Annotated in this window: 8 protein-coding genes; 1 reads left to right on the forward strand and 7 read right to left on the reverse strand. The window is 70.9% G+C overall.

Features of this window, described 5'->3' with window-relative positions:
• Window positions 1-66: 66 nt before the first annotated feature.
• The gene (locus tag NQ151_RS14570; RefSeq protein WP_257528536.1) at window positions 67-1,197 is read left to right on the forward strand and encodes a DUF4192 family protein; all 1,131 of its coding nucleotides are present in this window, start codon (window positions 67-69) and stop codon (window positions 1,195-1,197) included.
• 36 nt (window positions 1,198-1,233) lie between these two features.
• Here NQ151_RS14570 and lysS read toward each other — a convergent pair whose 3' ends face one another.
• The 7 genes from lysS to NQ151_RS14605 form a co-directional block, all read right to left on the reverse strand.
• Window positions 1,234-2,760 carry a lysine--tRNA ligase gene (lysS, locus tag NQ151_RS14575; RefSeq protein WP_257528537.1) on the reverse strand — a complete coding sequence of 509 codons (1,527 nt, stop codon included), beginning with the start codon at window positions 2,758-2,760 and terminating at the stop codon, window positions 1,234-1,236.
• A gap of 66 nt (window positions 2,761-2,826) precedes the next feature.
• Entirely contained in the window at window positions 2,827-3,645 is an 819-nt protein-coding gene (locus tag NQ151_RS14580; protein WP_257528538.1) for a serine hydrolase, read from the reverse strand.
• Window positions 3,642-4,478, reverse strand: coding sequence for a serine hydrolase (locus tag NQ151_RS14585; RefSeq protein WP_257528539.1), 837 nt, complete (start codon window positions 4,476-4,478; stop codon window positions 3,642-3,644). The genes NQ151_RS14580 and NQ151_RS14585 overlap by 4 nt, the downstream gene beginning before the upstream one ends.
• Window positions 4,478-5,452 carry a S66 peptidase family protein gene (locus NQ151_RS14590; protein WP_257528540.1) on the reverse strand — a complete coding sequence of 325 codons (975 nt, stop codon included), beginning with the start codon at window positions 5,450-5,452 and terminating at the stop codon, window positions 4,478-4,480. The genes NQ151_RS14585 and NQ151_RS14590 overlap by 1 nt, the downstream gene beginning before the upstream one ends.
• Window positions 5,449-7,104, reverse strand: coding sequence for an ABC transporter ATP-binding protein (locus tag NQ151_RS14595; RefSeq protein ID WP_257508900.1), 1,656 nt, complete (start codon window positions 7,102-7,104; stop codon window positions 5,449-5,451). Before NQ151_RS14595 ends, NQ151_RS14590 begins: the two co-directional genes overlap by 4 nt.
• Window position 7,105: 1 nt before the next feature.
• Entirely contained in the window at window positions 7,106-8,017 is a 912-nt protein-coding gene (locus NQ151_RS14600; RefSeq protein ID WP_257528541.1) for an ABC transporter permease, read from the reverse strand.
• Window positions 8,014-9,057 (reverse strand): ABC transporter permease, encoded by a 1,044-nt coding sequence (locus NQ151_RS14605; protein WP_257508898.1) that lies wholly within the window; start codon window positions 9,055-9,057, stop codon window positions 8,014-8,016. Before NQ151_RS14605 ends, NQ151_RS14600 begins: the two co-directional genes overlap by 4 nt.
• Window positions 9,058-9,152: the final 95 nt, after the last annotated feature.

Below are 9,152 nucleotides of genomic sequence, written 5' to 3' on the forward strand. Positions count from 1 at the left end.
CTGATTCATCCCGAATTGACGGCATCCGGCCCTTCGCCGCCTGATCGGCGCGAGCACGCTGAGCGCATGACCACGATCGTGAAAGCCGCGGATGCCGCGCACTTCCTCTCGCTCGTTCCCGCCGTGCTCGGCTTCACCCCGACCCGCAGCCTCGTGCTGGTGCCGTTTCACCGCGGGCGCAGCATCGGCGCGATGCGCCTGGACCTGCCGCACGCCGGCGCCGACCTCGACGCGTTCGCGGCGACGTGCCTGGGCATGGTGTGCCGACTGCCGGATGCCGATGCGCTGGCGGCGGCGGTGTTCACCGACCAGTCGTGCGGCGAGGGTCTCCCCGGCGCCGCACTCGCGCGGAGCCTGCGACGGGCCGCCGAGGCGTGCGGGGTGCACCTGACCGATGCGCTGACGGTCGGCTCCGACGGCTGGGGTTCTCACTTCGATACCCAACTCCCGCCCGGCGGACGCCCGCTGACCGCGCTGAGCCTGCCGCCGCCGGCGACCGTGCAGATCGCCTCCGGCGACCAGGCATCCGGCGCGGTGCTCCCACCGCTCGATCCCGGCCGCGCCGAGGCGGCGGCCGCCGCCCTCCGCTCGCTGCGCAGCGCGCTGACCACGCTCTGCGGCGACCGCGACGAGGCGTCGGATGAATCACCGGAAGACAACGACGGCACCCGCATCGACCCGGCGGCACTCGTGGCCGCGTGCCGGCTCGACGACGTGGTCGAGTTCTTCGAGCAGACGCTCGAGGTGGATGCCGCCGCGCTCGCGCCGTACGACGCCGCGCTGCTGCTGTGGTGTCTGTCCCGGCCGGCGCTGCGGGACGTTGCCCTCGTGCAGTGGAGCGCGGACGCCGAACGCGGCATCCAGGCGTTGGAGGCGCAGCGCCGCTGGGAGGAAGGCGCCGAGTATCCGCCGGACCTCGCGATGACGATGTGGGGCGAGGGCCCGCGCCCCGACCCGGACCGGCTCGGCCGCGCCCTCGCGGTGGCCCGGCACGCCGCCGCGCTCGCGCCGACACCGCTGCGCCCCGGCGCGCTCGCGACGTGCGCGTGGCTGTCATGGGCCCTGGGGCGCTCGACCCACGCCGAACGCTACGCACGGCTCGCGGTGCAGATCGAACCCGAGCACGGACTCAGCGAGATCGTGCTGTCGTTCGTGGCAGCCGGTCACCTGCCCGACTGGGCCTTCCGCCGCACCTGACCCCGCCCGCCGGTGACGCCGCGACGCGCCCCGGCGTTACTTGACCAGTGGGAAGAGGATCGTCTCGCGGATGCCGAGCCCCGTGATGGCCATCATGAGCCGGTCGATGCCCATGCCCATGCCGCCGGTCGGGGGCATGGCGTGCTCGAGCGCGCGCAGGAACTCCTCGTCCACGCGCATCGCCTCGTCGTCGCCGCGGGCGGCGAGCTTCGCCTGCTCCACGAAACGCTCCCGCTGGATGACGGGATCCACCAGCTCGGAGTATCCGGTGGCCAGCTCGAAGCCGCGGATGTACAGGTCCCACTTCTCCACGACACCGGGAATCGACCGGTGCTCGCGCACCAGCGGGCTGGTGTCCAGCGGAAAGTCCATGACGAACGTGGGGCGGGTGAGGTCGCGCTTGACGAAGTGCTCCCACAGCTCCTCGACGAACTTGCCGGGCGTCGCGATCTTCGCCGGCACCTCCACGCCCACCTCGGCGGCGAACGCCGTGAGCTCGTCCAGCGGGGTCTGCGGGGTGATCGTGCGTCCGGATGCCGCCGACAGCGACTCGTACATCGATATGCGATCCCACTGGCCGCCGAGGTCGTACTCGGTGCCGTCGGCCCAGGTCACGGTCGTGCCGCCGGTGACGGCGATCGCGGCGTTCTGCACGAGCTCCTGCGTCAGGTCGGCGATGCCGTTGTAGTCGCTGTAGGCCTGGTAGGCCTCGAGCATGGCGAACTCGGGACTGTGGGTGGAGTCGGCGCCCTCGTTGCGGAAGTTGCGGTTGATCTCGAACACCCGGTCGATGCCGCCCACGACGGCCCGCTTGAGGAACAGCTCCGGCGCGATGCGCAGGTACAGGTCGGTGTCGAACGCGTTCGAGTGCGTGACGAACGGGCGAGCGGCGGCCCCGCCGTGCTGCACCTGCAGCATGGGGGTCTCCACCTCGATGAACCCGTGGTCGGTGAACGTGCGGCGCAGGCTCGCGTTGACCTTCGCGCGCGCCAGCACGGCGTCTCGCGCCTGGTCGCGCGCGATGAGGTCGAGGTAGCGCGAGCGAACGCGGCTCTCCTCGCTCAGCTCGGTGTAGAGGTTGGGCAGCGGCAGCAGCGCCTTGGCGGCGATCGTCCACTCGCGGACCATGATCGACAGCTCGCCGCGGCGGCTGGAGATGACCTGACCGCTGACGAAGACGTGGTCGCCGAGGTCGACGAGGTCCTTCCAGTCCTGCAGCGACTGCTCGCCCACCTCGGCGAGGGACACCATCGCCTGGATGCGGCTGCCGTCGCCGGCCTGCAGCGACGCGAAGCAGAGCTTCCCGGTGTTGCGGCTGAACACCACGCGCCCGGCGACACCGGCGGTCACGCCGGTCTCGTCGCCCGCCTCGAGGTCCGCGAACCGCTCGCGCAGCTCCGGGATCGTGTCGGTGACCGGCACCGACACCGGGTAGGCGCCGCCACCGGCATCCGTTCGCTCGGCGATCAGGCGTTCGCGCTTGGCCAGCCGCACGGCCTTCTGCTCGAAAACGTCCTCTTCGGAAGACGGCTCGGGGGGCGTCGACGGGTGCTGCTCAGTCACGTGGGGCTCCTTGGAAAGTCGCCCTCGAGTCTACCGGCGGCCCCGCAACGCCCCGGCGCGGGCCGCTCAGCCCTCGGCCAGCCGGCTGCGCATCACATCGCCGGCCCGCCGCATGGCATCCATCGCCGGTTCGCGCTCGTCGGCGCCGCGCGTCCAGTTGGCCACCACCGCGTACGCGATGCGCCGCGTCGGCGACATCACCAGGCCGATGTCGGCGCGCACCGACGAGTTGGTGCCGGTCTTGTTCCACAGCCAGACGTCGCGGTCATAGTCGTAGTGGGCGAGCGGGTCGAGGTGGAACCCGGATGCCACCATCGACAGATCCATGCCCGCCCCGAGCCAGCGCTGCAGCGTGTCCGCCGACGCGGGCGTCAGGTCCTCGGCGAGCACGGTGCGCCGCACGAACCGCACGAGTTCCGTTGCGGTGGCGTGCGACAGCCGCGGCGGAGCGCCCGCCGGACGCGGCCACCGCACGATGTCGTCGAGGCCGGAGTCCCGGTAGCCGAGCTCGCGGGTGTGCTCCTGAACGACGGGCAGCCCGATCACCCGGCAGAGGGTATTGGTCGCGGCGTTGTCGCTGACCGCACCGATCAGGGCCGCGACGTCGTAGAGCGACAGGGTGTCGGCCTGCAGCAGGTACCACAGCCCGGAGTCCTCGATGTACTCCACGGGGCGCCGCGTCACGGTGTCCTCGAGGGAGCGCTCGCCCCGATCGACCTCGGTCAGCAGCCGGTGCAGCAGGAAGATCTTGCCGATGCTCGCGGTGCTCAGCACCAGGTCGGGGTGATGGGCGAACACCACGGTGTCGTCGTCGAGGTCGACGGCGAGCGCCGAGAAGCGCAGCCCCGGCACCTGGTGCTCCACTTCTGCGAAGTCGATGTTCATTCCGCCTCCTCCTCGTCGCGAGCCCGGCCGGTCACGTGGCGGCGCAGTTCCTCGCCGATCGCCCGCATCGCATCCAGCACGGGGGCGCGCAGGTCCTTCGCCGCGCCCTTCCAGTTCGCCGCGACCGCGTACGCGACGCCCGCCGCGGGACCGGCGAGGTGACCCACGTCGATGCGTGCGAACGACGTGGATCCGGTCTTGTGGCGCAGGATCATCCCCTGGTACTCCGCCTCAGCGTGGGCGAGGGGATCCAGCAGCAGTGCGTCGGCGACCATCGAGGTGTCGGTGTCGGCCGCGAGCCAGGTCGACACCTGAGCGCTGACCGCGGGCGAGATGACCTCGCCGGCCGCCAGGCGCCGCATGAGGTCGGCCAGCTCCGCCGCGGTGCCGTACGACGGCGTCCACGGCAGGTCGGGGGTGCGTTCGTTCCGGATGAAATCCAGCAGTGACGTGTTCTCGTACCCGAGCGCGGGGGCCACGGCCCGCACCGCCGCCAGCCCGCACATCGCCAGCAGCGCATTGGTCGCGAGGTTGTCGCTGACCGCGCCCACCAGCAGCGCCGCGTCGTACACGCTCAGCTGCCGGTCACGCATGCGGTAGAGCAGCCCGGAGTCGGCGACGACGTGCTCGGCGGGGATCTCGATGCGCTGGTCCGCGCTGAGCTCCCCCGTCTCCAGCCGGCGGGCCACCTCGATCAGCAGGAACACCTTGCCGACGCTCGCCGTCTCGCAGACGACATCGGGCGCGTGTTCGGCGAGCACCGTGCCGTCGTCGGCGACGACGCGCACCGACCAGGTGGCGCGGGGGTCCAGCGCCGGCAGCACGATCGGCATCAGACCGCCTCCGCCACGGCCAGGCGGATGCCGCCACCCGCCTGAACTGCGTCGAGCACGCCGTCCACGTTCAGCGGCACGCTCAACGCCTCCGGGTCGTGGCCGAATCCCTGCTCCCACAGCACCGGCACCCCGAGGTCGCCCAGGTACTCCTGCATCAGCGCGCGCACGGCTCCCGGCTCGGCGCACTTGTGCCACGACCCGAGCACGATCCCCGCCGCATCGGCCAGCCGACCCGCCCGCTGCAGCTGCAGCAGGTAGGAATCCAGCCGGTAGGCCTCTTCATCGATGTCTTCGAGGAACAGGATGCCACCGGGGCGCGCCTCGGCCTCGGCGGCGCCGAGCGCCATCGCGAGCAGCGACAGGTTCCCGCCGGTGAACCTGCCCTCAGCCGCACCCGGCACGAGCACCTCGGTGCGGGGGCCGACGATGCTGCGCCCCGCCCACGGCTCGAACAGCCACCGGTGCACGTCGCCTCGCACCGACGTCGCATCGCGGAAGACATCGTTGCCGGGCATCGGGCAGAACAGCGTCGGCACGTCCAGGTGCACACGGAACGCCTCGTGCAGCGCCGTGACATCCGACGAGCCGGTGAGCAGCTTCGGCCGCCCGTCACGGCGCAGCGCCGCGGCGCGCATGCGCGACCAGTCGATGCCGTCCAGCAGCCGCATCGCGCCGTAGCCGCCGCGCAGGCACACGACCGCGTCGGTGTCGGGGTCGCACCACGCGTCGACGAGATCCTGCCGGCGGACGTCGTCGGAACCGGCGAGGTACGACGCCCGCGGGTGCGGGTCGAGCACGTGGTCGCCGACGACGACGTCCAGTCCCCAGTCGCGGTAGTAGCCCACCGCGCGTTCCAGGCTCTCGGCGTTCCCGGGCCCCGAGGGCGAGACGAACCGCACCCGGTCGCCCGGCTGCAGCGGCGCCGATGCGAGGTAGGAGGCGCGACCTGCCGTGACGGCGGTCACGCTCACGCGATCGCCCGGTGGATGGTGGGAGCGGCCGACAGCAGCTGCCGGGTGTACACGTGCTGCGGGCGCAGCAGCACCTGCTCGGTGGGGCCGTACTCGACGATCTCGCCCTCGAGCATCACCGCGACGGTGTCGGCGATGTTCCACGCCAGCCCCAGGTCGTGGGTGATCACGAGGGCGCTGAGGCCCAGCCGGTCCCGCAGCGACATCAGCAGCCCCAGGATCTCACCGCGCGCCGACGCGTCCAGCGAGGCGACGGGCTCATCGGCGACCAGCAGCTGCGGCCCGACCGCCAGCGCACCGGCGATCACCGTGCGCTGGCGCTGGCCACCGGAGAGCTCCTGCGGGATCGCGGTGAAGAAGTCCTCCGGCGGCGTCAGCTCGGCATCCACCAGGCTCTGCGCCACTCGCTGCTTCTCATCCCCCCGGAAGTGCTGCACCCGCAGCCCCTCCGCGACCGATTCGTACACGCTGAGCTTGGGGTTCAGCGCCGCAGTGGGGTCCTGCAGCACCATCTGCACCTCCTTGCGGAACGCGTGCAGCCCCTTGCCCTTGCGGGGCAGGTCCCGGCCGCGGAAGCGCACCACCGACCCGGGATCGGGCTGCTGCAGCCCCACGAGAGTGCGGGCGAGGGTGGTCTTGCCCGATCCGGATTGGCCCACGAGCGCCAGGATCTCGCCGCGCCGCACCACCAGGTCCACGCCCTTCACGGCGCGGGCGGACCGCGACCGGCTGTGGAAGGTGACGCTCAGTCCCTTGGCCTCCAGCAGCACTTCGTCGGTCATGGCGCTGGGCCGGACATCGGATGCCGCGCCCGTGCGCTCCCGCCGCGTCACCGGGTTGCGGCGCGAGGCCGGGTCGCCGATCGTGGGGAACGCGTCGGCGAGCTGACGCGTATAGGGATGCTCGCCCTGCGTGCACACCTCGTGGGCGTCGCCCACCTCCACCAGTTCGCCGTTGCGCATGATCGCGATGCGCTCGCACGCCGAGGCGAGCACCGACAGGTCGTGGCTGATCATCAGCAGCGAGATGCCGCGTTCGGTGACGAGCCGGCTGATCATCTCCAGGATCTGCTGCTGCACGATCACGTCCAGCGCCGTGGTCGGCTCGTCGGCGATGATGATCTGCGGTTCGCACGCCAGTGCCATCGCGATCATGATGCGCTGCTTCTGCCCGCCCGACAGCTCGTGCGGGTAGGACTGTGCCTTCAGCGGGGGAAGGTCCACGGCGCGCAGCAGCTCCGCCACCCGTTCTTTGCGCGCCGCCTCGGTCTTCCAGGAGTCGGCGACGTGCAACTCGAGGGCCTCGAGGATCTGCTGGCCGACGGTGCGCACCGGGTTGAGCGAGTGCATCGCGCCCTGGAAGACGATCGAGGCATCCGCCCAGCGCAGCGCCCGCAGCCCGCCGAAACTCAGCTCGGTCACGTCGGTGTCACCGACGAGCACGCGGCCGGTGAGGGTCGCGTTGCCCGGCAGCAGCCGCAGCACGCTCATCGCGAGCGTGGACTTCCCCGAGCCCGACTCCCCCGCGATGCCCAGAGTGCCCCCGGCGGGAAGGCGCAGTGTCACGCCCCGCACCGCGGCGATCTCGCCCCGGGATCCGCGGCCCGCCGTGGTGTAGGTGATCGAGACATCTTCGAACGTGAGGTCGGGCATGTCAGCGGCTCCGCAGCGTCGGGTTGACGATCGTCTCGACGGCGCGGCCGACGAGGGTGAAGGCGAGTACGACCAGCACGATCGCCAGGCCCGGGATGAGCACGTACCACCAGTAGCCGCTGGTGGCGGCGGAGACGTCCATCGAGTTGCGCAGCACGGCACCCCACGACTGCAGTGTGGTGTCGCCCAGCCCCAGGAACGCCAGCGTGGATTCGGAGATGATCGCCGAGCCGACGGTGAGGGTGGTGTTGGCCAGCACCAGGGGAAGCACGGCCGGCAGCAGGTGCTTGACGATGATGTGCCAGTGGCCCGCCCCGAGCACCCGGGAACGCTCGACGTAGTCACGGGATTCCACCGAGAGCGTCTGCGCGCGCACCACCCGGGCCGTACCGGCCCATGACGTCAGGCCGATGGCGATGACGATCGTCCACACTCCGCGCGAGAGCACGGTGGACAGCACGATGGCGAGGATGAGCGAGGGCAGCACGAGGAAGAAGTCGATGATGCGCATGAGCACGGCTCCGGCGAACCCGGTGAAGTGGCCCGCCGCGATGCCCACGATCGTGCCGATGATCATCGACATCGCGGTGGCTGCGAACCCGACCAGCAGCGACACCTGCGCGCCCCACAGCATCCGCACCCACAGTTCCCGGCCCTGATGGTCGGTGCCCAGCGGATGCTCCCAGGAGGGCGGCGCGAACCGCGGCGAATCCATCACCCGGGTCACATCGAGCATCCACGCCGGCGCGAGCACCGGTGCGAACACGGCGAGCGTGACGATGACGACCAGGAAGATCAGCCCGACCATGCCGGACCGGCTGTGGGAGAACTCCCGGGCGAACTGCCCGAAGGCGGCGCGCCGCCGCGCCCACGCCATGCTGCGGGGCGAACGGGTTGCGGTGACCGCGCTCATCCGCGCCTCACTCTCGGGTCGAGCCGTCGATAGATGAAGTCGGCGATCAGGTTGGTGGCGATGATGACCGCCGAGAAGACGACGAAGGTGCCCTGCAGCAGCGGCAGGTCGGGACCGCTGATGGCCTCGAAGGTGAGCTTTCCGAGCCCCGGCCAGGAGAACACCGTCTCCACCGTGACGGCACCGGCGATGAGACCGCCGATGTGCAGGAACATCAGCGTGACGGCGGGCAGCAGCGCGTTGGGCACGGCGTGGCGGCGGCGCACCAGGTCGTCGCGCAGGCCCTTGGCGCGGGCGGTGGTGAGGTAGTCGGCGCTCTTCTCCTCCATGAGCGAGGCGCGCATGACCATCACGTACTGCGCGTAGACGACCGCCACCATCGTGATCACCGGCAGCACCATGTGCGCCGCGACGTCGAGCATCCGAGCGAACAGGTCGGCGGGCGGATCGGGGGAGGTCATGCCGCCGGTGGGGAACCACCCCAGCGTGCCACCGAAGATCATGAGCAGGATCAGCGCGAGCCAGAACGTCGGCACCGACCACAGCACCAGCGCCATGCCCGAGGTGATCCGGTCGAACAGCGAGCCCGGCTTCCAGCCGGCCTTCTGTCCGAGCCAGAGACCGAGGGTGATGGCGATGACGGCGGAGGTGCCGGTGAGCAGGATCGTGTTCCAGAAGTACTCGCCGATGAGCTCGCCCACCGGCATCTTGTAGACGTAGCTCTCGCCGAAGTTCAGTGTGAACACGTTCACCAGATAGTCGACGAACTGCTGCCACAGCGGCTTGTCGAGCCCCATCTGGGTGCGCAGCTGTGCGATCTGCTCGGGGCTGAGCTGCCGCTCGCGGGCGATGCTGGCGACGGGATCGCCGGGGAGCACCTTGAAGGCGAAGAACCCGAGCAGGATCACCATCACCATGCTCACCGCGGCGCCGCCGAGCTTGGTGAGGAAGTAGGACAGCGCCGAGACGCGACGCGGGGCACCATCCGAACCCGACTCGGCGAGGAGGATCTCCTCGGTGGGCGGCACCGTGTTGGTCATGCGGTTCTTTCCTCAGTGAGCTTCGGGGATGTGAGAAGGGGCGGCCCCGCCCGGCCGGGCCCCCCCCGGGGCGGCCCCCCCCCCACCAGGCCAGC

The sequence above is a fragment of the Microbacterium sp. zg-YB36 genome, assembly GCF_024623575.2.
In the GTDB taxonomy this organism is placed as follows: Bacteria; Actinomycetota; Actinomycetes; order Actinomycetales; family Microbacteriaceae; genus Microbacterium.